The 23,892-nt window shown below is 44.6% G+C and carries 22 protein-coding genes and 1 riboswitch; of the genes, 19 read left to right on the top strand and 3 right to left on the bottom strand.

The annotated features are described in order from the left end of the window. Positions 1-201 precede the first annotated feature (201 nt). The 8 genes from MHB72_RS15830 to MHB72_RS15795 all read left to right on the top strand — a co-directional run bounded on the left by MHB72_RS15830 (position 202) and on the right by MHB72_RS15795 (position 9,305). Complete coding sequence (locus tag MHB72_RS15830) at positions 202-1,881, top strand: AMP-binding protein (protein ID WP_216919829.1); 1,680 nt, start codon at positions 202-204, stop codon at positions 1,879-1,881. 141 nt (positions 1,882-2,022) lie between these two features. Continuing rightward, positions 2,023-2,625, top strand: a complete 603-nt coding sequence (locus MHB72_RS15825) for a TetR/AcrR family transcriptional regulator (protein ID WP_020452501.1) — start codon at positions 2,023-2,025, stop codon at positions 2,623-2,625. Between the two features lies 1 nt (position 2,626). After that, positions 2,627-3,403, top strand: coding sequence for an enoyl-CoA hydratase (locus MHB72_RS15820; protein ID WP_020452500.1), 777 nt, complete (start codon positions 2,627-2,629; stop codon positions 3,401-3,403). A gap of 31 nt (positions 3,404-3,434) precedes the next feature. Further along, a complete protein-coding gene (locus tag MHB72_RS15815) occupies positions 3,435-4,208 on the top strand; it encodes an electron transfer flavoprotein subunit beta/FixA family protein (RefSeq protein ID WP_026579113.1) in 774 nt (257 codons plus the stop codon). 49 nt (positions 4,209-4,257) lie between these two features. After that, positions 4,258-5,235: an electron transfer flavoprotein subunit alpha/FixB family protein gene (locus MHB72_RS15810; protein ID WP_039072904.1), complete on the top strand. Its 978-nt coding sequence runs from the start codon at positions 4,258-4,260 to the stop codon at positions 5,233-5,235. A 212-nt stretch (positions 5,236-5,447) separates the two neighbouring features. Further along, positions 5,448-5,762, top strand: coding sequence for a thioredoxin (gene trxA / locus MHB72_RS15805; RefSeq protein ID WP_020452497.1), 315 nt, complete (start codon positions 5,448-5,450; stop codon positions 5,760-5,762). Positions 5,763-5,907: 145 nt separating this feature from the next. Next, the gene (uvrC, locus tag MHB72_RS15800) at positions 5,908-7,680 is read left to right on the top strand and encodes an excinuclease ABC subunit UvrC (protein WP_023855450.1); all 1,773 of its coding nucleotides are present in this window, start codon (positions 5,908-5,910) and stop codon (positions 7,678-7,680) included. A gap of 64 nt (positions 7,681-7,744) precedes the next feature. Continuing rightward, a riboswitch (Lysine riboswitch) is annotated at positions 7,745-7,925 on the top strand. 147 nt (positions 7,926-8,072) lie between these two features. Beyond that, the gene (locus MHB72_RS15795; protein ID WP_216920272.1) at positions 8,073-9,305 is read left to right on the top strand and encodes an aspartate kinase; all 1,233 of its coding nucleotides are present in this window, start codon (positions 8,073-8,075) and stop codon (positions 9,303-9,305) included. A gap of 562 nt (positions 9,306-9,867) precedes the next feature. On the opposite strand, the gene MHB72_RS15790 is transcribed toward MHB72_RS15795, so the two are convergent. Together MHB72_RS15790 and MHB72_RS15785 are read right to left on the bottom strand one after the other, a co-directional pair. After that, the gene (locus MHB72_RS15790; RefSeq protein WP_216919831.1) at positions 9,868-11,289 is read right to left on the bottom strand and encodes a sensor histidine kinase; all 1,422 of its coding nucleotides are present in this window, start codon (positions 11,287-11,289) and stop codon (positions 9,868-9,870) included. Positions 11,290-11,291: 2 nt separating this feature from the next. Continuing rightward, positions 11,292-11,966 (bottom strand): response regulator transcription factor, encoded by a 675-nt coding sequence (locus MHB72_RS15785; protein ID WP_105980114.1) that lies wholly within the window; start codon positions 11,964-11,966, stop codon positions 11,292-11,294. Positions 11,967-12,130: 164 nt separating this feature from the next. Between MHB72_RS15785 and MHB72_RS15780 the strand changes: the two genes are divergently transcribed. Both MHB72_RS15780 and MHB72_RS15775 read left to right on the top strand, forming a co-directional pair. After that, on the top strand, positions 12,131-12,880 hold the full coding sequence (locus MHB72_RS15780; protein WP_216919834.1) for an ABC transporter ATP-binding protein: 750 nt from the start codon (positions 12,131-12,133) through the stop codon (positions 12,878-12,880). Continuing rightward, complete coding sequence (locus MHB72_RS15775; RefSeq protein ID WP_216919835.1) at positions 12,877-15,450, top strand: FtsX-like permease family protein; 2,574 nt, start codon at positions 12,877-12,879, stop codon at positions 15,448-15,450. The genes MHB72_RS15780 and MHB72_RS15775 overlap by 4 nt, the downstream gene beginning before the upstream one ends. A gap of 150 nt (positions 15,451-15,600) precedes the next feature. Here MHB72_RS15775 and MHB72_RS15770 read toward each other — a convergent pair whose 3' ends face one another. Then, on the bottom strand, positions 15,601-16,044 hold the full coding sequence (locus tag MHB72_RS15770) for a YslB family protein (RefSeq protein ID WP_144498754.1): 444 nt from the start codon (positions 16,042-16,044) through the stop codon (positions 15,601-15,603). Positions 16,045-16,345: 301 nt separating this feature from the next. Between MHB72_RS15770 and MHB72_RS15765 the strand changes: the two genes are divergently transcribed. The 9 genes from MHB72_RS15765 (at position 16,346) to MHB72_RS15725 (ending at position 23,855) form a co-directional block, all read left to right on the top strand. Beyond that, positions 16,346-16,954: a succinate dehydrogenase cytochrome b558 subunit gene (locus tag MHB72_RS15765; protein ID WP_020452493.1), complete on the top strand. Its 609-nt coding sequence runs from the start codon at positions 16,346-16,348 to the stop codon at positions 16,952-16,954. A gap of 33 nt (positions 16,955-16,987) precedes the next feature. Further along, positions 16,988-18,751 (top strand): succinate dehydrogenase flavoprotein subunit, encoded by a 1,764-nt coding sequence (gene sdhA / locus MHB72_RS15760; protein WP_020452492.1) that lies wholly within the window; start codon positions 16,988-16,990, stop codon positions 18,749-18,751. Next, positions 18,748-19,512, top strand: coding sequence for a succinate dehydrogenase iron-sulfur subunit (gene sdhB, locus MHB72_RS15755; RefSeq protein WP_020452491.1), 765 nt, complete (start codon positions 18,748-18,750; stop codon positions 19,510-19,512). Before sdhA ends, sdhB begins: the two co-directional genes overlap by 4 nt. 63 nt (positions 19,513-19,575) lie before the next feature. Further along, positions 19,576-20,046, top strand: a complete 471-nt coding sequence (locus tag MHB72_RS15750; protein ID WP_023855446.1) for an acyl-CoA thioesterase — start codon at positions 19,576-19,578, stop codon at positions 20,044-20,046. Positions 20,047-20,063: 17 nt separating this feature from the next. Next, a complete protein-coding gene (locus MHB72_RS15745; RefSeq protein WP_026579118.1) occupies positions 20,064-20,762 on the top strand; it encodes an SDR family NAD(P)-dependent oxidoreductase in 699 nt (232 codons plus the stop codon). A gap of 175 nt (positions 20,763-20,937) precedes the next feature. Beyond that, on the top strand, positions 20,938-21,162 hold the full coding sequence (gene gerE / locus MHB72_RS15740; RefSeq protein ID WP_003184172.1) for a spore germination transcription factor GerE: 225 nt from the start codon (positions 20,938-20,940) through the stop codon (positions 21,160-21,162). A gap of 161 nt (positions 21,163-21,323) precedes the next feature. Further along, the gene (locus MHB72_RS15735; protein ID WP_003184148.1) at positions 21,324-21,767 is read left to right on the top strand and encodes a MarR family winged helix-turn-helix transcriptional regulator; all 444 of its coding nucleotides are present in this window, start codon (positions 21,324-21,326) and stop codon (positions 21,765-21,767) included. Positions 21,768-21,774: 7 nt separating this feature from the next. Then, positions 21,775-22,593 (top strand): glutamate racemase, encoded by an 819-nt coding sequence (gene racE, locus MHB72_RS15730; protein ID WP_020452488.1) that lies wholly within the window; start codon positions 21,775-21,777, stop codon positions 22,591-22,593. A 152-nt stretch (positions 22,594-22,745) separates the two neighbouring features. After that, the gene (locus MHB72_RS15725; RefSeq protein ID WP_216919837.1) at positions 22,746-23,855 is read left to right on the top strand and encodes a GerMN domain-containing protein; all 1,110 of its coding nucleotides are present in this window, start codon (positions 22,746-22,748) and stop codon (positions 23,853-23,855) included. Positions 23,856-23,892: the final 37 nt, after the last annotated feature.

Below are 23,892 nucleotides of genomic sequence, written 5' to 3'. Positions count from 1 at the left end.
CAACATGGAGAAATTAGCGAAAGTCCTGTTTTTCACAGCTGGGGTATTTGTGGTTATCGGCCTGATTTATATGATCTTTTATGCTTGAAAAAGGTGTCCTTTAAAAGGGCGCCTTTTTTAAAAAGAAAAAATATCATTACTTTCTGAATATTGTTTTGATATACTGAAATCAAGAATATATTGTTTAAAAGGGGGGAGCTTATGCCGACTGAAAAACCGTGGCTGCGTCATTATCCCGAACAAATTCCTCACGAGCTGCAATTTGAAGATCAAACACTCCATTCCATCCTGCAACAATCCGCCCAACAGTTTTCTGAAAAAACAGCGATTCATTTTCTCGGAAAAAAATGTTCGTACCGGCAAGTTTATGAGGACGCTTTAAAAATGGCAGATTACCTGCTGTCACTCGGCATTCAAAAAGGAGACAGAGTCTCGATCATGCTGCCGAACTGCCCGCAGGCGGTTATCGCGTATTACGGCGTTCTTTTCTCCGGCGGCATCGTCGTCCAGACAAATCCGCTGTATACGGAAAGGGAGCTTGAACATCTGCTTCATGACAGCGGGGCAACCATCATCATTACGCTTGACATGCTGTACCCGGCGGCATATAAAATGAAAGCGCTGTCAAATATCCGGCACATCATTGCGACAAGCATAAAAGATTACCTGCCTTTCCCTAAAAATCTGCTGTACCCAATCGTGCAAAAAAAAGAGAATCAAATGTCGGTTGAGATCAATGAAAATGAGACGACACACCTCTTGCGAACCATCATGAAACGCCCCGTTCCAAGCGGTCCGCCGGGGATTGAAATCGATCCGGCCCACGACATTGCCGTCCTGCAGTATACCGGAGGCACGACAGGCACGCCAAAAGGCGTCATGCTCAGCCACCGCAACATACTAGCCAATATGGAGATGTGCGATGCCTGGTTTTATCAATTGAATAAAGGGGAGGAGAAGGTGCTGGGGATCGTCCCGTTTTTTCACGTCTACGGAATGACGGCCGTCTTGAATTTCACGATCAGGCAGGGGTATGAAATGATTCTGCTGCCGAGATTTGACGCGCGCGCAGCGCTGAAAACGATCGATAAAGAAAAGCCGACGATATTTCCGGGGGCACCGACGATATATATCGCCCTGTTGAACCATCCTGATCTTCACCAATTTGATCTGTCGTCAATTAAGAGCTGTTTGAGCGGATCTGCAGCGCTTCCTGTTGAAGTCAAACAGCAGTTTGAAAAGGTAACGGGCGGAAGGCTTGTCGAAGGTTACGGAATGTCTGAAACCTCGCCCGTCACTCACGCCAATTTTATTTGGGATTTGAATAAAGCGGGCAGTATCGGCTGTCCTTGGCCTGGTACAGACGCGGCTATCTATTCGGAAGAAACCGGCGGTTTTCTCGGACCTTATGAGCATGGAGAAATCGCCGTCAAAGGACCGCAGGTGATGAAGGGCTACTGGAACAATGATGAAGAAACCGCTCAAAGTCTAAGGGACGGCTGGTTTTTTACAGGGGACATCGGCTACATGGATAAAGACGGCTTCTTTTATATTGTCGACCGCAAAAAAGACGTGATCATTGCCGGGGGATACAACATTTACCCGCGTGAAATCGAAGAGGTGCTCTATGAGCACGAAGCCGTTCAGGAGGCGGTTGTTGCCGGCATCCCTGATGAATACAGAGGAGAAACGGTTAAGGCTTTTATAGTGCTGAAAGATCATGTTACAATAACGGAGAAGGAATTGGACGAATATGCCAGATCGCGTCTGGCTCCTTATAAAGTGCCGAAAGTATACGAGTTCAGGGACGAACTGCCGAAAACGGCAGTCGGGAAGATTTTAAGAAGAGCGCTCGTTCAAGAAGAAAAAACCGGCGTCTGAAAAAGCGAAGTCTGCCGTCGATTTTGACGGCATGCTTTTGTGGTGCGATTTGAGTTTAGCTTCTTGACAAAGCGTCCATTTTTATTTACGATAAACTCATGAATGAGTATTCATTCATTAATTTGAAAGGAACGAAGCCAATTGAAACAAAAGAGACCAAAGTATATGCAGATTATCGACGCAGCTGTCATTGTGATTGCAGAAAACGGATACCATCAGGCGCAGGTTTCGAAAATCGCCAAGCAGGCCGGAGTGGCGGACGGCACCATTTATCTTTATTTTAAAAACAAAGAAGATATTCTCATCTCGCTATTCAAAGAGAAAATGGGACAGTTTATCGAGCAGATGAACGAAGAAATGGAAGTGACAAATTCGGCGACAGAAAAGCTCACGCTGTTCATCAAAAAGCACTTTGAACTGCTCAGCAGCGATCGCCACCTCGCGATTGTCACCCAGCTTGAGCTGAGGCAGTCGAATCTTGAGCTGAGGCTGAAAATCAATGAGATTCTCAAAGGGTACTTGACGATCCTGGAAGACATCATCACCGAAGGAAAAGAAGCGGGAGAATTTAAGAGCACGCTTGATGTCCGCCTGGCGAAGCAGATGATTTTCGGTACGGTGGATGAGACGGTTACAACCTGGGTGATGAATGATCAAAAATACGATCTGCCAAAGCTGGCAGACAGCATTCATGAATTGCTGATCCATGGGTTCGGCAGCCAAAAGACGAAGGAGGAGAAATAAAATGGCAGCATTAACATACGCCGTAGACGACTATATCGCAACCATTACGATTCAGCACCCGCCGGCAAATGCGCTATCGACGCAAGTGCTTGAAGACCTTTCCGCATGTCTTGAGGAGCTTTCAGAACGTCAGGATGTCAGAAGCGTCGTGATTCACGGGGAAGGAAGATTTTTCTCGGCAGGCGCTGACATTAAAGAGTTTACATCATTGATGGACGGGTCTGATTATGCAAATTTGGCTGATAAAGGCCAGCAGATTTTCGAAAAAGTAGAATCTTTTCCAAAGCCCGTGATCGCCGCGATTCACGGAGCTGCTCTTGGAGGAGGTCTGGAGCTTGCAATGGCATGCCACATCCGGATTGCCGAGGAGAGCGCTAAGCTCGGCCTTCCCGAACTGAATCTCGGAATCATTCCCGGCTTTGCGGGAACGCAGCGCCTTCCGAAGTATGTGGGCACCGCCAAAGCGCTTGAAATGATCGGGACATCAGAGCCGATATCCGGCAAGGAAGCTTTTGAATACGGCCTTGTCACGATTTTGGCGGCGAATGAAGAAGAAGTGCTGCAAAAGGCACAAGAGCTCGCGCGAAAATTCGCTGAAAAAAGTCCGCAGACGATGGCTTATGTCATTGAACTCCTGAATTCGAGCAAAGTGTATTCGTATGAAGGCGGCCTCAAGCTGGAAGGAAAATACTTCGGCGAAGTGTTCCAATCGGAGGATGCGAAGGAAGGGATTCAGGCATTTCTTGAAAAGCGGAAGCCGCATTTTAAAGGGAAATAACAAACGTGAAAACAAAGGGGATGAATAGAACATGAACATTTATGTCTTAATGAAGCGCACGTTTGATACAGAGGAGAAAATTCAGATTGAACAAGGGGAAATCAGCACGGATGGAGCGGAATTCATCATCAACCCGTACGATGAGTACGCCATTGAAGAAGCGCTTCAGCTGAAGGAGAAGCACGGCGGTGAGATTACGGTTGTCACAGTCGGCGAGGAAGAAGCTGAAAAAGAACTCAGGACGGCTCTGGCGATGGGGTGCGACAAAGCCGTTTTGATCAACATTGAAGACGATCTGGAAGAAGCGGACCAATATACGGCGTCAGCCATCCTATACAACTATTTGAAAGACCGCGAGTATGACATGATACTCGGCGGGAATGTGGCGATCGACGGGGGATCGGGACAGGTGGCGCCTCGTTTGGCCGAGCTGCTCGGCATCCCTTGTATCACGACGATTACAAAGCTGATGGTAAACGGCGGAGATGTTGAAGCGGAACGCGACGCCGAGGGTGACCTTGAAGTGATCCAAACGTCGCTTCCAATCGTAGCGACTGCACAGCAGGGGTTGAACGAACCGCGTTATCCGTCACTTCCGGGAATCATGAAGGCGAAGAAAAAGCCTCTTGAGGAGCTTGAACTTGATGATCTGGACATCGACGAGGAAGACGTGGCCGCCAAAACAAAAACGATCGAACGGTTCCTGCCTCCGAAAAAAGAAGCCGGGAAAATCCTTGAAGGGGAGCCGGAACAGCAGGCGGCAGACCTTGTATCACTGCTGAGAAGCGAAGCAAAGGTCGTTTGAAACCGAAGGGAGCAAAAACACGGTCATTAAAATACAGGGGGAAATGGACATGAGCAAAAAAGTTATCGTATTGGGAGAGTTCAGGGACGGTTCGTTGAGAAATGTGACATTCGAAGCGATAGCTGCAGGAAAAACGGTTGCCGAAGGGGGAGAGGTGATCGGTGTTCTCTTCGGTGAAAGCGTTTCAAGCGATGCGGCACAACTGATCCATTACGGCGCTGACAGAGTGCTTACAGCCGAAAACCCGCTCTTGAAAAACTATACGTCTGACGGCTATGTTCAAGCCTTTATGCCGATCATTGAGCGCGAAAGTCCGGACGTGATAATTTTCGGCCATACGTCAATGGGCAAAGACTTGTCGCCGAAGCTTGCAGCCCGTATGGGAACAGGGCTGATATCAGATGCCGTCAACGTCGAAGTAGCCGGCGGCAACATCGTGTTTACAAGACCGATCTACTCAGGCAAAGCGTTTGAGCGGATCATTTCCGAAGATGAAACGATTTTTGCAACGATCAGACCGAATAATATCGCCCCGCTCGACAAAGATGAGACGCGAACGGGAGCGGTCGAAAGCATCGAAGCGGATATTCGGGACATCAGAACGGTTATCAAGGACATTGTCAAAAAAACGTCCGAAGGCGTCGATTTGTCTGAAGCGAAAATCATCGTAGCCGGCGGCCGCGGCGTCAAAAGCGAGGAAGGCTTTAAACCGCTGCAGGAGCTTGCCGACGTACTGGGCGGCGCGGTCGGCGCTTCAAGGGGAGCCTGTGACGCAGACTACTGCGACTATTCGCTTCAAATCGGCCAGACCGGCAAAGTCGTAACTCCAGACTTATATATCGCCTGCGGCATTTCAGGAGCGATTCAGCACCTCGCAGGGATGTCAAACAGCAAAATCATCGTTGCCATCAACAAAGATCCGGAAGCCGACATCTTTAAAATTGCCGACTACGGGATCGTCGGCGACTTATTTGAAATCGTTCCGCTGCTCACGGAGGAATTTAAAAAGCTGAGCGTCAGTACTTGATCAAAAGCCGGCCTGAAATGGCCGGCTTTTTACATAGGCACATTTCCGCCTTTTGCAAAATAACATGGAATAAGGACATTTTTAGAAAGGCTAAAATCCCGATGTGTAAAACTGCGCAGATAGGGAAATGTATAATCAAGCATTATGTTAGCGTGAACCAAAGGGAGATGCTATACTAAAAAGCATAATTTCACAATTGGAGGAATGAAAGAATGGCTATCGTAAAAGCAACTGATCAAACATTCTCATCTGAAACAAGTGAAGGCGTAGTTCTTGCCGACTTCTGGGCTCCTTGGTGCGGACCTTGCAAAATGATCGCGCCGGTACTTGAAGAGCTTGATCAAGAAATGGGAGACAAACTGAAAATCGTAAAAATCGATGTTGACGAAAACCAAGAAACTGCCGGCAAATACGGCGTGATGAGCATCCCGACTCTCCTCATACTAAAAGACGGCGAAGTGGTTGAAACATCTGTCGGCTTTAAACCGAAAGAAGCCCTTGAAGAACTGGTCAACAAACATTTGTAAAATAGAAACCTGTGAAAAAGGCGATTCCAAAGGGATCGCTTTTTTCTTACAACGCGCCATCTTCCTCCTCCAATTGTAGCGAACGTACGGTCGGTCATGGTAAACTGAAATGAAGAAAAAACGCCGAAACAAGGAAGGATTTTTGATGAACAAAAAAATCAAAGAAAAGCTGGCCCTTCTCCCGGATCAGCCTGGCTGCTACTTGATGAAAGACAGGCAGGATACCGTCATCTACGTCGGGAAAGCGAAAATCTTAAAAAACAGGGTCCGCTCCTATTTCAGCGGGTCCCATGATGCCAAAACACAGCGTCTTGTCAGTGAAATTGAAGATTTTGAATACATTGTCACCTCCTCCAACATCGAAGCGCTCATTCTTGAAATGAATTTAATCAAAAAGTACGACCCGAAATATAACGTGATGCTGAAAGATGATAAAAGCTACCCGTTTATTAAAATCACGAACGAGCGGCATCCGAAGCTGATTGTCACGAGGAAGGTCAAAAAAGACAAAGGCCGCTATTTCGGGCCGTATCCCAATGTCCAGGCTGCGAGGGAAACAAAAAAGCTGCTGGACCGCCTCTATCCGCTCAGAAAGTGCGCCAAACTGCCGGACCGCGTCTGTTTGTACTATCATCTCGGACAATGTCTGGCGCCATGCGTATATGATGTGTCTGAGGAGACAAACCGACAGCTCACAGAAGAAATCACCCGCTTTTTAAAGGGCGGATACAATGAAGTCAAGAAAGAACTTGAAGCAAAAATGCTCGAAGCCTCGGAAAACCTGCAGTTCGAACGGGCGAAAGAATTCCGCGATCAAATGGCCCATATCGAGTCAACGATGGAAAAACAGAAAATGATGCTGAATGACATGGTTGACCGCGATGTATTTGCCTATTCGTATGACAAGGGCTGGATGTGCGTCCAGGTCTTCTTTATCAGGCAGGGCAAATTGATTGAAAGAGATGTCAGCATGTTTCCTTTATACAGGGAAGCAGACGAGGAGTTTTTGACGTTCATCGGGCAATTTTACTCAAAAAACAACCATTTCCTCCCAAGGGAAATTTTGGTTCCAGACAGCGTCGATAAGGACATGATTGAGGAGCTTTTGGACGTGAACGTGCGCCAGCCGAAAAGGGGAGCGAAGAAAGACCTGCTGCTCCTTGCCCATAAAAATGCAAAGCTCGCTTTGAAAGAGAAGTTTTCGCTCATTGAACGGGACGAAGAGCGGACGATCGGCGCGATTGAAAAGCTCGGCAAAGCACTGGGCATCTACACGCCGTACCGAATTGAAGCGTTTGATAATTCAAATATTCAAGGAACGGACCCCGTTTCGGCGATGGTCGTCTTTCTCGACGGAAAACCGCATAAAAAAGAGTACCGCAAATATAAGATTAAGACGGTTGAAGGCCCTGACGACTACGGGTCAATGCGCGAAGTCATCAGAAGAAGATATACAAGGGTGCTGAAAGAGAATCTGCCACTGCCTGATTTAGTATTGATCGACGGCGGAAAAGGCCAGGTGTCTGCCGCCCTTGACGTTTTGGAAAATGAATTGGGGCTCGATGTCCCTGTTGCCGGTCTGGTGAAAGATGATAAACACAGAACTTCCAACCTTTTGATCGGCGACCCCCTTGAGATCGTCCAGCTTGAGCGGAACAGCCAGGAATTTTACCTGCTTCAGCGCATTCAGGATGAAGTTCACAGGTTTGCGATCAGCTTCCACAGGCAGCTCAGAGGAAAAAGCGCATTTCAATCGGTGCTCGACGGCATACCGGGCGTCGGCGAACAGCGGAAAAAACTGCTGTTAAAACATTTCGGTTCCGTTAAGAAAATGAAGGAAGCGAGCGCCGAAGATATCCGCAAGCTCGGCATCCCCCTGAAGACGGCGCAGCTGATTGAAGAGGCTTTGAAAAAATAATGTTGAACTTTTAAAAAGAATCTGATAGAATTTGTACTAATTTCATAATAAGATCGTGTGATATGGTGAAGATAGAGGTGCGAACTTCAAGAGTAGGCTTGATGAGGAAGATGGATTCCGATGAAAAAAGCTGAAAGGGGAGCGTCGCCGAAGCGGGGAAAAAATCCATTCGTTTTTCCTGCTGGCTTTACATTGAATAAATGTAAGGCTGTCAAGAAATCATTTCTTGGAGGGCTATCTCGTTGTTAAAATCATCGGCATTTTTGTTGGTTAAAGCAATGAGGGAATTTCTCTCATTGCTTTTTTTGTACGAAAAAACGTACAGCCCGCCGGTCAAGTTTTCCTCTTCATACATAAACAAGCACGAACGAAAACAAAAAGGGTGGTATTTGATGGGTCTCATCGTCCAAAAATTTGGCGGAACTTCAGTAGGATCAGTGGAAAAAATATTGAATGTCGCAAACCGCGTCATCGAAGAAAAACAGCGCGGTCATGATGTTGTCGTCGTCGTTTCAGCGATGGGCAAATCGACGGATTCCCTCGTCGCGCTTGCTAAGGAAATTACCGAACAGCCGAGCAGCAGGGAAATGGATATGCTGCTGACAACAGGAGAACAGGTAACAATTTCGCTGTTGACAATGGCTTTGCAGAACAAAGGGTATGATGCGGTTTCCTATACAGGCTGGCAGGCCGGCATCGAAACCGAAAATATTCACGGCAACGCAAGAATTACGAACATTGATGCAGGCAAGCTGAAAGAGCGTCTGAATGAAGGGAAAATCGCCGTTGTCGCCGGATTCCAGGGGACGACAGCGGAAGGTGAAATCACAACGCTCGGCAGAGGCGGATCAGATACGACAGCCGTTGCCCTCGCAGCTGCCCTGAAAGCCGATAAATGCGACATTTACACCGATGTACCGGGGGTTTTCACAACCGATCCCCGCTATGTGAAAACAGCGCGGAAGCTGGCCGGAATCTCCTACGATGAAATGCTTGAGCTTGCCAATCTTGGAGCAGGCGTCCTGCATCCGAGAGCTGTTGAATTTGCGAAAAACTATCAGGTGCCTTTGGAAGTCCGTTCAAGCACCGAGAAAGAAGCGGGCACATTAATCGAGGAGGAATCATCAATGGAACAGAATTTAATCGTAAGAGGCATTGCATTTGAAGATCAGATCACACGCGTGACCGTATGCGGCCTGGCGAGCGGCTTGACGACGCTGTCAACGATTTTTACAACGCTCGCTAAACAGAACATCAACGTTGACATCATCATTCAATCAGTGACAAGCACAAGCCAAACGTCGATTTCTTTCTCCGTGAAAACGGAAGACTTAAAACGGACGGTCGAAGTTCTCGAAGAATACAAAGACGCGCTCGACTATGAACAGATTGAAACGGAAAACAGGCTGGCCAAAGTCTCGATCGTCGGTTCAGGCATGATCTCCAACCCGGGAGTAGCAGCGGAAATGTTCGCTGTGCTGGCGGAAAAAAACATCCAGGTCAAAATGGTCAGCACATCCGAAATCAAAGTTTCGACTGTCGTCAACGAAGTCGATATGGTGAAAGCCGTTGAAGCGCTGCATGATGCTTTTGAACTGTCGAAAATAAGCATAGCTGCGAATTAAACATCCTGCAATTTGCTAGCAGGAGGAGAATGGTATGTAATCAGAGTTAGTAAGGGCTAATGCAAAGTCGAATAAGGCGGGAAATCCGCGAAAATGAAGATGAATATTTTTCCTTAGGGAGCTCAATCATATCGCTGTTTTCCGCTCTGATAAGCTTTTATCCATTGTTTGTTGTGGAATGGCTCCAGTAGTCGAGAGACGATTGATAATAACACAGAGCGATTTTACGGTGCTGCATCCTTTTTCTTCATAAAATATATCCGCGGTCCCCGCCTATGACACTTTGTGCGAAATAAATTTGATTAAACATAGCCCAATACGGTTGCGATGTTTGTAATACCGAATCAGCCAGAGGCCAAATTTTATTCCTTTTTGATATAAATAATAGGCCGAAAAATAAAATGTTACTTTTCAGCTATTGGTTGGCTGTTTTGGTTTCTACTTGATGTATGGGTCCTTTTTTCATATTCAAGCTATGTGCTTTTATTGTATGATGAGCGATTTCTTTATTGCTTTTTCTATATCATCTAAAACAAGCGATCAAAAAAAGTATGATGATTAATCATGATCCATTAGGTAATGGCAAATATAATTTAAAAACGGCACCTTGTTTGTTATGGTTTTCTGCAGTGATTTTACCTCCATGCACTTCTAAAATCTCCTTGCTTATGGCTAAGCCCAATCCGGCTCCTCCTGTTTTTCGATTGCGAGAGGTTTCTCCTCTGTAAAGCGGCGTAAATATCTGGTCTAACTCGGACTCGTGCAACCCCTTTCCTTTATCCCGAATGGCAATGACAGCGTATTTTTTCTCTTCGAACAGTGAAACGTAGATGTCGCTGTTTTTAAAAGAAAATCTTATGGCATTGTCTATTATGTTGTAAAAAGCTCTGGAAAAAAGCTCGGGATCTGCATAAACATATGTATCACCTTCAGGAATTGATTTTATGAGATGAATTCCCTTTTCTTCTAATATTGCTGAGTAATCGTTCAGGTAATCGTCAAGTAAGCGGTTTAGGTTTACAAACTCTACACTTGGTTTTTCTTTGTAAAATTCTAGCTTCGTATACGAGAATAGGTCTGACACTAAATGATTCAGCATATCCGCTTTATTTCTGCATGTTACAATATATTTCTTTACTTTTTCAGGGGCTTGGTGTAATTGCTTTTCTATGATTTCTAGATATCCCCGGATTGTAAATATTGGTGTTCGTAAATCATGCACGATAGAAGCAATAAACAGTTTTCTTTCGTTTTCAAGTGATTGTTGTTTGGCTAATGATTTCTTTAGCTGCAGCTGCATAGACTTAAATCCGTTTGATACTTCATGAATTTCTGTAACACGTGAAGAAGGAAGAGAAAAATTGAAATCCTGCTTTGAAATGAGCTGTGATGTTTTCTCCAGTGCAGTCAACGGAATTAATACTTGTTTATTCATAAACCATGCAGCTGTCGCCAAAAGCATTAGGAAAACAAATAATGCGATGAATAAGCCTCCATACTGTTCTAGAAAACTGTTTTCTGGACCATTGAAAGCATGGAGTGCAGGCCTTTTATCTTGAACATATAAAATGCCTGCGAGTTTTTTGTTCTGATATACATAATATTCTTCAAGAAGATAGTTTGTATTCCCAACTGAGTAATCTGCTGTTTGCTTTATTTTTATAATCTGATGATTATCTGGTTTTTCTACTGTTGAAAATAAGACTTTTTGATCTTTGTTTAGCAAGCGTATCCCTATATGAAGCTCATCAGTTTTATGATGTATTTGTTTTTGCCACTCTTTTTTGTTCCAATTTTCCGGCTGATTTAGAATGTTTTGTTCCAGCCAAGGCATTATATCTTCTATTTCAATAGAATTTGTTTTTGATTCATTATAAAAATGGACGGCCATTTTTGTAGTAAGAATGGGGAGCAAAATAAATGCAATCATGAAGAGAAACAGCCATTTTTTTATTGTCAGTCTTTTTTTATGCCCCTTTAACATGTTTATGCCCCCTCCACAAATTTGTATCCGACACCCCAGACAGTTAGGATCCAGCGCGGCCGAGAGGGGGTTTCTTCAATTTTTTCCCTGATTCTCGCGACGAATACCCTTACTGTATGCGGATCACTATAATGCTCCCCCCATATAAATTGGATAATTTGATCGTGTGTAAATACTTGATGGGGATGTCTGCTAAGTAGAGATAATAAGTCAAATTCCTTTGAGGTGAGGGAAACTTTTCTTCCGTGTATATGTACTTCTCGGGATAAGTAATCAATTGTAAGGCCGTTGAATGAGTGTCCGGGTTTTTGCTGTCCGGAGCGCCGTCTCACTGCTTTGATTCTGGCTACAATCTCACCTGGTGTTGCCGTTTTTACAATATAATCATCACCCCCGACACTTAATCCCCTGATTTTATCGGTTGGATCCTCTTTGGCGCTTAAAAATAAGATAGGGACATCCTTTATGTCTCTCAGCTTCTTGCATATCGAAAAGCCTGATTCCCCCGGCATCATTACATCTAGTAAGATACAGTCGACCTCTTGTTTGTTGACAATGGAGAGGGCTTGTTCTCCATTAAATGCTGTTAGAACATTGTAATTCTCGATCTCCAGAAAGTCTTTCATCAGTTCAATAATTTCTGCATCATCATCGACGACTAAAATGGTTTCTTTCATTATCGCCATTCCTTTCTGTTTTGCTTCTGAATAACATTATGACGTTTTTTTGGTAATTGCGGAATATGTGTGAATAAATCTTGATATTTTATTGATATTTTATTAACGCCCTATTGAGTTTAGCTATTTAAAATGAAACTGAACTATAAAAAGAGGTGAAAAACATGAGAGCTTCAGTCCTGCAAACTAAAAAGTTATCAAAGTCATATGGAGAGGGAGCACATCAATTTTTTGCATTGAGAAATATTGATTTGGATATAAAAAAAGGTGAATTTACAGCCATTATGGGTCCTAGCGGCTCGGGAAAGTCTACGTTATTAAATATGCTGTCAGGGCTAGATAAACCAACTTCAGGAGAAGTCACACTAGACGGTATTCATTTATCTCATTGCAATGAGGCTCAAATTACACAACTCAGAAGAGATAATATCGGTTTTATTTTCCAAATGTTTCATTTGATTCCTGTTCTAACGGCGGAGGAGAATATAACGCTTCCTATACTCCTAGCTGGAAAGAAAGATAAATCGGTAAATAAAAAGGCAAATGATTTGCTGCAATTATTAGGGATTGGAAGACTCGCTTCTTCTTATCCGTCCCAGATGTCAGGGGGACAGCAGCAGCGGGTTGCAATTGCAAGAGCGCTTATTATGGAACCCAGTATCGTATTAGCAGATGAACCAACCGGAAGTCTTGATACAAAAACTGGTGATGCCATTTTGACAATTCTCCGCCACTTTTGCGATACGAAAAAACAATCGCTTATCATGGTGACGCATGATGCAAATGTGGCTTCACATGCACATCGGATTATATTTATGAAGGACGGGGAATTGGCGGGAGATATTCAGCTCACTGCGACTCCTAAAGTAAATTTAAGCCATATCACTAAAAGATTAGAGGATGTATACGCATGAAATTAACTGCTCAATTGGCTTGGCGATTTTTGAAAGCAAGAAGAGCCAGGTCTATATTTGCTGTGATCGGTATTAGTCTTGGGGTTATGCTGCTCATTATTTCGCAAATCATGATGACAACTTTAGAACAATCAAACGAAAAATCTGTGTTGGAAAAATACGGAGATTTTAATTTGGTTTCAGGTTATAACGGATCAACCAAAAAATTGAGTGCGAAAGATTTGCAAAAGATAGAGGGATTTCCAGATGTAGATCAAATAACCCCGATGTTATTTCCGTATGCAAGTGAAGATATGCCGGCTGCTGTTGCATCTCAGCCTGTTTATATAGGCTTTAAACATCACCAATTGGCTATGGAGCACCCGCTGGTTTCCATCGGTAAAGGTGGATTTCCGAAAGCTCAGGAAGTGGTAATCCCTGCTCGATATGCAAAAGCTAAGGGCTTGGATATTGATTCTGAAATTAGTTTCCCTTTTCCTCCAGGGGACGACGTAAAGGTACGAGTATCTGGTATTTTAAATGAAAGCGAGCAATTAAATAATATCGTCATTTTTGATTATGATTGGCTCGCAGCACAAACTCATAATGTAAATAAAGCAACGGCAGTCATGCTGAAATTAAATCAATCAGCTGATAAACAAAAAGTAATAGAGGATTTAAAGGAACATTTTGCAGACATATCCATTGATCAACGAAAGGCGATGACGACAGAGAAAGAACAACTGGGCGGGTTAAAACCGATTGTCAACGGTTTATCAATTACAGTCTTGTTAGGAAGCCTTTTAATCGTAGTCAGCACTTTGCAAATGTCGGTTCAAGAAAGACAAAAGGAATTAGCAACATTAAGACTTTTAGGCGGAAAGCCTGCCCAATTGTTTTATATGGTCATCTGGGAAGCTTTTCTGATAGGGACTATGGCTGCATTAATAGGAACGGTTACAGGTACTGTACTATGTTATGCCCTGACAAATATTGCTGAACAATTTATAGGCTATTCCATCCAATCAATATCAATCCCGGCAAAAAGTATAATCATTTCGTTTTTTGGAAGCATTCTTTTGACTGTCTTAGCAGCAACAATACCAGCTTTATCGACTAGCAGGCTTTCTCCTATCGCTGCATACAGCCAAAAAATCAGTAAAAGTAAAGCGGAATCAAAAGGAACCATTATCGGCCTGACCATGATTTTGCTATTGCTGGCAGCTATGACATTTGCAGTGCATAAAAGCGGAGGAAGCGGCAGCTTCAGTATTCTGTTAGGGGTATCATTTGTACTCATTATGTTTGTGATGACTCCTGCAGTATTGAGGATCATTGTAACGGCACTAACTTTTCTCTTAAGGCCGTTTTATCAAATGGAAAGCATGATTGCCGGAAGAAATGCTCTGAAAAGAATGAGAAGAAGTCAGCAAATTGCCAGGGTATTAACGTTAGCAGTCATTGTTGGATTCGTTGGATATATGATTTTGCAAGCTGTTGTCAGTCAAACAGAAAAAACAATATCAAAACAATATCCGCTTGATTATGTCATACAGGCTACAGAAGCCTCGTATGAACCAGGTTTCTCTTCTTCAATTATAAAACAAATTGATCATATGAACGGAGTTGAAACAATCCCGGTTCAAACAAGTATATTAACACATACTTTGGATTTAGATATAAAAAAAGTAGATTCAAACTGGAACGGGCAATTTATGACCGTAAACGGAAAAAAAGAAGTTTTAACGAGTGTGGGCGGCCTGGATTTGGAAAAAGTACGCAACACTGCCCCTTTTGAAATTGTGAAAGGCCGAATTGATCACCTTAAAGATGATGAGGCCGTGATTACGAAACAATTCTCTGAGGACATCGGGTTTCGAGTCGGAGATACAGTCACATTGGAACCAGATGAATTAAGTGAAGTTTCTGGCAAGAAGCCATTTACATTACGCATTGTCGGTGTGGTTGACGAAGTGCCTATTTTACCTGATGAAGATTTAAGATTCTTTACTAATGAGACTACGTTAAAAGGGTTGTTTCATCTTCAAAAAACAGAACAAATATTTTTTAATATTAAGGACCAAAGTGAAAAAGGCCATATAAAGGCCAAAATTGAGAAACTGATGGAAAATCCACAATATCAAGATGCTATTTTGTATGATAGAAAAGAAGAAATGGATAAATTTTATCAACAGTACAAACAGCGTATTGTATTATTGGGAAGCAGCGTGTTAATCATCACCTTAATTGCACTTGTTGGCTTAATGAATAGTATGGCAAGCAATTTAAAGGAAAGTAAAAAAGAGTTTGCGATGATGAGAGCCATAGGTGGAAAGCCGTGGCAAATCGTTCGACTCGCTTTATATGAAGGAATTGTTATTTCATTAGCTGGCTGTATAATGGGTTTAATTTCAAGCGTTATACTGGGGTATAATCTATTATCAGCTTTAGATGTAAAGAACCTCGAAATACCTTATGTGATAATTTTCATCATATTATTAATAAGTCCGTTACTGGGTATTCTATCTGCCCTTCCTTCTGCACTGTGGCTTTCAAAAAGTAACTTAGTAAAATCGGTGTTTGAAGATTAATTTTTAAGCATAACCGTTTCTAACGTGCTGGAAGAATGAAGCAGTGGATGTGTGATTTGCCGATATTCTCAACAGAAGGTTTAAGAATGTGTGTCTATTTGGGTTTTATTGTAAAAAGGCTGCTGAAAATCAACAGCAGCCTTTCGAGCATCATACCGGATCTTTCATATCCCATTTGACGGTCAATACAACTTTTCCGGCTCTTTTTTTCACTTGTTCATACGATTCGGCAATTTGTTCGTTCATCAGCTGGATTTGCTCGGCGATAAATCCGGCTTCGAGCTGAAAGCAGGGTTCCTTTTGATATTTGAGGCGGTTTGAGACCAGCGGGCCTTCGAGCTCAAACTCAAGCTCCTGTTTTTTTGAATGGGCGATCGTAAGCGTTCCCCAGCCTGCATCCAGAAAGAAAGCGGGAAGATCCTCCCTGGATTCAAGCGGGAACTTGCGGGCGAGCTTTTTTCCCGCCCAGTACATCATATCTGCGTAGTCTTGTCCCAGCATATCGGGAAGCAGCACTTCCCTGATCAACTCATAGCCATATGCGGAGACTTCCAGCTCTTTTAATTGCGCTAAGTTTGCTTCATATTTGTTCATATCCAATGTCTCCCCTCTTTTCTCCGTTTATTATAGCTTAAATGGGGTGAAAGATTACAGCGGGGACATGCAATTAGGAAGAAAAAAATCTGATATATTTATATTTTGATAAAATAAAATTTTCTAAAATATGATTAAATTTTAGAAAATTTCAATTTATGTACGCGTTTTCTTGACGCCTATTTCTCATAGGAGTAAAATGAAATTGTCATAAAAACTTAACAAAGTGCGATATTTGAAACAGGACGGGGGATAGGAGACCTTTCATTTTTACTGCACTTTTCAACTAGGGGGTAAAGCAATGGCCGGGAACAGAGAGTTTGTTTATCGAAGACTGCATTCTTTGCTTGGCGTCATACCGGTAGGCATATTTTTAATCCAGCATTTGGTTGTCAACCATTTTGCGGCAAGCGGAGCAGAGGCGTTTAATAACGCCGCTCATTTTATGGAAAACCTGCCGTTCAGGTACGTCTTGGAAATCTTCGTGATTTTCCTTCCGCTGATTTATCATGCTGTTTATGGAGTATACATAGCTTTTACAGCAAAAAATAATGCGAACAGATTCGGATTTTTTAGAAACTGGATGTTCGTTCTGCAGCGGATTACAGGAATCGTTACCTTGATTTTTGTCAGCTGGCACGTGTGGCAAACACGGATTGCCGCCCAAATGGGGGCAGAAGTGAACTTTGACATGATGGCTGATATTTTGAGCTCCCCGATCATGCTCGGCTTTTACATTGTAGGTGTCCTCTCAACAATCTTCCACTTTTCAAACGGTTTATGGTCGTTTGCTGTCACTTGGGGAATCACCGTTTCTCCCCGCTCACAGCGAATCGCCACGTTTGTGACAATGGGAGTCTTTGTTGTGTTGTCCTATGTAGGGCTGAGAGCGATTTTGGCATTTGTGTAAAAGAACTAGATTACTAGAGGGAGTGGGGCAGGCATGAGCAATTCAAGCATCATCGTTGTCGGCGGAGGACTTGCGGGTCTGATGGCGACCATTAAAGCTGCGGAAGCAGGAACAAATGTAAAACTATTTTCGATCGTTCCCGTTAAGCGCTCACATTCCGTATGTGCGCAGGGCGGAATCAACGGAGCGGTCAATACAAAAGGTGAAGGCGACTCCCCTTGGGAGCATTTTGACGATACCGTTTACGGAGGCGACTTTCTGGCCAACCAGCCGCCGGTCAAAGCGATGTGTGATGCGGCGCCGTCGATTATTCATTTGCTTGACCGCATGGGCGTCATGTTTAACAGAACACCTGAAGGGCTGCTTGACTTCCGGCGCTTCGGGGGAACCCAGCATCACAGAACGGCATATGCGGGGGCGACGACCGGACAGCAGCTCTTGTACGCGCTGGATGAGCAGGTTCGCCGCTTTGAAGTAGAAGGGCTTGTTTCGAAATATGAAGGCTGGGAGTTTCTCGGAGCCGTTCTTGATGATGACAATGCGTGCCGGGGCATCGTCGCCCAAAATCTGACGACGATGGAAATCGAGTCGTTCCGTTCAGACGCAGTCATCATGGCGACAGGGGGACCGGGCATCATCTTTGGAAAATCGACGAACTCGATGATCAATACCGGATCAGCCGCTTCGATCGTTTACCAGCAGGGCGCTTATTATGCGAACGGAGAATTCATCCAGATCCACCCGACCGCCATTCCGGGAGACGACAAGCTCCGTCTGATGAGCGAATCGGCGCGCGGTGAAGGCGGACGAGTCTGGACGTATAAAGACGGCAAGCCTTGGTATTTCCTCGAAGAGAAATATCCGGCATACGGAAACCTTGTGCCGCGGGATATTGCGACGCGTGAAATATTTGATGTATGCGTCAGACAAAAGCTCGGCATCAACGGCGAAAACATGGTATATCTCGATCTTTCCCACAAAGATCCGAAGGAATTGGACATCAAGCTGGGCGGAATCATTGAGATCTATGAAAAATTCATGGGTGACGATCCGCGCAAGCTGCCGATGAAGATTTTCCCTGCAGTCCACTACTCAATGGGCGGACTCTGGGTCGACTACAATCAGATGACCAACATTCCAGGACTGTTTGCCGCAGGAGAATGCGATTATTCAATGCACGGCGGAAACCGCCTGGGCGCGAACTCGCTCTTGTCAGCCATTTACGGCGGCATGGTGGCAGGTCCGAAAGCCGTTGAATACATTCAAGGTCTTGAAACATCCGCAGAAGATCTGTCTTCTTCCGTTTTCGACAGCTGCGTCAAAAAGGAAGAAGAAAAGTGGGCTGACATTATGAAAATGGACGGCAATGAAAATGCATATGTCCTTCATAAAGAGCTCGGCGAATGGATGACAGACAACGTGACGGTTGTGCGCCACAATGACAAGCTGCTGAAAACGGATGAAAAAATTCAAGAGCTTGCCGAGCGCTACCAAAACATCAATATCAACGATACGGCAAAATGGAGCAACCAGGGCGCCGTATTCACGCGCCAGCTGCACAACATGCTGCAATTGGCACGGGTGATCACGCTCGGTGCATACAACCGGAATGAGAGCCGCGGCGCCCATTATAAACCGGATTTCCCTGAACGTAATGACGAGGAGTGGCTGAAAACAACAATGGCGAAACATGCAGGCGATTTTGAAGCCCCGAAATTCCATTATGAGGATGTCGATGTTTCATTAATCGCACCGCGTAAACGGGATTACTCGAAGAAAAAGGTGGCGAAATCATGAGTGAAAATAAGACAATCAAGTTTATCATCACTCGTCAGGATACATCGGATTCTAGTCCTTACCAGGAAGAGTTTGAAATTCCATACCGTCCGAATATGAACGTCATTTCCGCTTTGATGGAAATCAGAAGGAACCCGGTTAATACGAAAGGGGAAAAAACGTCGCCGATTGCGTGGGATATGAACTGTCTTGAGGAAGTGTGCGGCGCTTGCTCGATGGTGATCAACGGCAAGCCGAGACAGTCCTGTACAGCCCTGATCGACCAGCTTGAGCAGCCGATCCGCCTTGAACCGATGAAAACATTCCCGGTTGTCCGCGACCTTCAAGTGGACCGGAGCCGCATGTTTGATTCATTGAAGAAAGTCAAAGCATGGGTACCGATCGACGGCACATATGACCTCGGTCCGGGACCGAGAATGCCGGAAAGAAGACGGCAGTGGGCGTATGAGCTGTCAAAATGCATGACTTGCGGCGTATGTCTTGAAGCTTGTCCAAACGTGAACGATAAAACAAACTTTATGGGACCTGCACCGCTCTCGCAAGTCCGCTTATTCAATAGCCATCCGACAGGCGCGATGAACAAGTCGGAACGGCTTGAAGCGATTATGGGAGACGGCGGACTGGCCGAATGCGGAAATTCGCAAAACTGCGTGCAGTCATGTCCGAAAGGCATCCCGCTCACAACCTCAATCGCTGCATTAAACAGGGATACGACCGTTCAGGCGTTTAAAAACTTCTTCGGAAGCGACAACACGGAATAACACGAAAAAACGCACCTCTTCAAGCCGAAGAGGTGTTTTTATGACCAAAGGGGATGAAAAACAATGAAGCTGCCGGGATATATTGAAGAACCGTTTGACACATGGTGTCAGTCATTTTCTTTTTTTGATGAAGTATCCGTCCGTTTTTCAGAAACGGACATGTTCGGTCATATGAACAATGTCACACCGTTTGTCTATTTCGAGGAAGCGAGGATTTCCTATTTCAAGCACCTGGGCGTCATGGACCGCCTTTCAGACGGGAAGAGCGCGGCCATTCCCGTCGTGGCGAGCCAGCAATGCGATTATTTTCAGCAGGTCATGCTTCATGAACATTTGAAAATCGGCGTCAAAACAGCATCTGTCGGCAACGCTTCCCTCACCCTCCACTATGCGGCGAAAAATGGGGAAGGTGACCTTTGCTTTACAGGGGTGGCGGTTATGGTGCAAATTGCGAAAGATACGGGTAAACCGGTGAAATGGACAGATGAACAAAAAGCAAAACTGCTGGGCAATCACTCATTTCCTGAGAAATAATTGACAGGGAGAAGAAAATGAAAAAAGCGATGATCATCGGCGCGAGTTCCGGAATTGGCAAGGCGCTTGCCAAGCAGCTGTCAGCCGCAGGAGTGGAGGTCGGTCTTGCTGCAAGAAGGTATGAACTGCTAGCCAAATTGCGCGACGACCTCCCTGGACCTTCATACATTAAAAAGATCGATACAGCCGACAGCGAACGCTCGCCTATACTGTTGAAAGAACTGCTTGATGAGATGAATTGGGCAGATGCAGTCTTCATCTGTTCAGGTGTTGGATATTTGGAAAGCGAAATGGATTGGAGCAAAGAAAAGGAAACGATCGATGTCAATATGACAGGATTTGTGTCCTGCTCGAACGTGTTGATGGAGCATTTTATCAAAAATGGGAAAGGGCATTTAGTCGGCATTTCATCCATTGCCGCGCTGAGAGGAAACGGAGGGGCCGTCACCTACGCCGCTTCAAAAGCATTCGTTTCTAATTACTTAAAAGGGCTCCGTCAAAAAGTGAAAAAACTTGGGTATGATGAAATCGTGGTCACCGAAATTCAGCCAGGCTTTGTGGACACGGCTCTTGCAAAAGGTGATCACCTGTTTTGGACGGCTTCGCCCGAAAAAGCGGCTGCACAAATCATCAGTGCTGTGCAGAAAAAGAAAACGCACGCATATATTACGAAAAGATGGCGGCTGATCGCCTGGATTTTAAAATGTCTTCCTTAGAAGTTCAGCCCTGAAACGATGCCTGTGTCATGATCTGAAAAATAGGTGTTTGAGGGAACCCTTTTCTCCGTCAGAAACGTCACCGACCTTGCGTATGTTTCATATGATATCACGACTATATCGAAACCCATTCGTTTCAGATCAGCTCTCACCTTAGCAAGGAGGGTTACAATACTTGAAGGAGAAAGAGTTTCAATCAAAGCCGCTGCTAACAAAAAGAGAAAGAGAAGTGTTCGAATTGCTCGTTCAAGACAAGACAACAAAGGAAATCGCAAGCGAGCTCTTTATAAGTGAAAAGACTGTACGTAATCACATTTCCAATGCGATGCAAAAATTGGGAGTGAAAGGCCGTTCGCAAGCTGTTGTTGAACTTCTTCGAATGGGTGAGCTAGAGCTCTAAATTGAGCCGGTGTTCCTTCTTGTAACAAGAAGGGAACCGGTTATTTGTTTTGAGGTGCAATTTGTATATTCATGTTGAAGTCTTGCAATTTGTGTAGAAAAGAAGGAAAATAGACTCAAGTGTTTTGAAAACAAAACAACGAGTCGAGCGAGGTAGAGAAAATGAATTCGAATGCTTCTTTGAATCACATAGCGGATATTGAAAAATCACTCCGCCATATTGCGGGCATCATCAAACAAAAAGGAAGAGAAATTCTCACCCAATATACGATTACCCCTCCCCAGTTTGTCGGTCTTCAATGGCTGTATGAATACGGGGATATGACGATCGGCGAGTTATCACAAAAGATGTACCTGGCGTGCAGCACCACGACGGATTTAATTGACCGAATGGAGAAAAACAACCTCGTTGAACGGGTGAAAGATCCGTCCGACAGGCGCGTAGTCCGCATTCATCTTCTCTCGGAAGGAGAGCGGATCATCCAGGAGGTCATTCAAAAAAGGCAGGACTATTTGGAAGACATGTTAGAGGCGTTTTCCGAGGAAGAAACAGCCGCATTTGAAAAATTATTAATTAAACTTCAGCAGGAAATGAACAGAAAATGAGGCGATTTTGTTGGATCAACCGATAGGAGTCATCGATTCGGGAGTCGGCGGTTTAACCGTTGCAAAAGAAATCATGAGGCAGCTGCCGAAAGAAAAAATTATATATCTTGGAGATACGAAAAGGTGTCCGTACGGACCCCGGGACAGAAAAGAAGTCCTGTCATATACATGGGAAATGACAAATTATTTGTTATCCCGCCACCATATTAAAATGCTCGTGATCGCCTGCAATACAGCGACGGCCATCGCACTTGAAGAAATCAGCAGAGAAGTAGCGATCCCGGTCATCGGCGTTGTGCAGCCCGGAGCCAGAACCGCGATTAAAGTGACGGAGAACCAGCGGATCGGCGTGATCGGAACAGAAAACACGATCAAAAGCGGCGCATATGAAGAAGCGCTTCTTTCGCTGAACGGAGATTTAACGGTAGAAAATCTGGCTTGCCCGATGTTTGTCCCGTTTGTGGAAAGCGGTAAATTTTTGGATGAGACGGCTGATGAAATCGTCAGGTCGTCACTGCACCCGCTCAGGGATTCATCAATCGATACACTGATTCTCGGATGCACGCATTATCCGATTTTAAAAGAGCCGATTCAGCGCTATATGGGAGAGCGCGTCAACATCATTTCCTCCGGAGATGAAACGGCCAGGGAAGTCAGCACGATCTTGTCATACAACGGTTTATTAAGCAAAACGGGTGAACCGCCGGAACACTTGTTTTTAACAACCGGGGAGCGCGCCCGCTTCACAAAAATTGCAAATGATTGGTTTGGATACGAAGTGAAAAATGTGGAAAGCATTTCTCTTCAGGAAACCGCTATAAAATAAAGCTGCCGCACAAGCAAACGGCAGCTTTTTTCATGAGCCTTTTCTTTAAAAGAAAAGGTTTTTTGTATTCAGAGGGATTTTTTTAAAAAACGGTCTAATTCAAAAACGGGCTCGTATACATAATAGTACAAACTGCCTTAGGAGGGAAAAGTATGCTAAAAAAAGGAATGAAAGGAATCGCGGTTTCGGTTACGGCCTCCGCGCTGCTTCTTTCCGGGTGCGGAATATTTCAGTCAGATCAAGCCTCAGAGGAGATAGATCCGCCGCAGGACATCACATATGTAAAAGAGGAGAAGGAGCAAGACAAAACAGACAAAACCAAAGATAAAACAGAAGACAAAGGCAGCAAAACGACAAGCGACGATAAAGCGGCTCAAACGAGCGATACGGTCATGAGAGAGCTTTATCTCATTGATAAGAACGGCTATGTGACAGCGCAGACGCTGCCGCTGCCAAAGCAGGAAGGTACGGCTAAACAAGCGCTTGAATACCTCGTTGAAGGCGGCCCTGTTTCAAACATCATGCCAAATGGATTCAGAGCCGTGCTGCCGGCGGATACAGCGATCAATGTTGATATTAAAGAAGACGGAACAGCGATCGCTGACTTTTCAAATGAATTTAAAAACTATAAAGCTGAAGACGAGCAAAAAATCGTACAGGCGATTACATGGACGTTAACACAGTTTAACTCGATTGATAAAGTGAAGATCCGCATGAACGGCCATGATTTGAAAGAAATGCCTGTTAACGGCACGCCGATTTCAGAAGAACTCAGCCGCGAGGACGGCATCAACCTCGATACGACCGGTGTGACCGATATAACAGCGACACAGCCGGTCACCGTCTATTATTTGGCTGAATCGGACAAAGGCACATACTATGTTCCTGTAACGAAACGGACGTCTGCAAAAGAAAAAGACCAGGTGACGGCGGCGATTAAAGAGCTGACGGAAGGACCGGGCAATAAAAGCGGCCTGCTTTCCGATTTCCAGGGCGATGTCAAGCTTGAAAACGAGCCGAAGATTGAAGACGGCCATGTGACTCTCGATTTTAACGAAGCGATCTACGGGAGTGCCGACGGCGAGAAGAAAGTGATATCGGATGAAGTGTTAAATAGTATTGTGCTGACATTAACCGAACTGCCTGATGTGAAAAGTGTGTCGGTTACTGTGAACGGAAAATCCGAGCTCGTCAATGAGAAAGGAGAAAAGCTTTCCAAGCCGGTTTCAAGACCGAGCAAGGTGAACACAGGTAGTTTTTAAGCAGAGATTTTTGATATACTATAAAAAAAGAGGTAAG

Source organism: Bacillus sp. FSL K6-1284, assembly GCF_038002625.1.
GTDB classification, from domain to species: domain Bacteria; phylum Bacillota; class Bacilli; order Bacillales; family Bacillaceae; genus Bacillus; species Bacillus paralicheniformis.
This window is presented reverse-complemented; position numbering and strand designations above follow the sequence as displayed.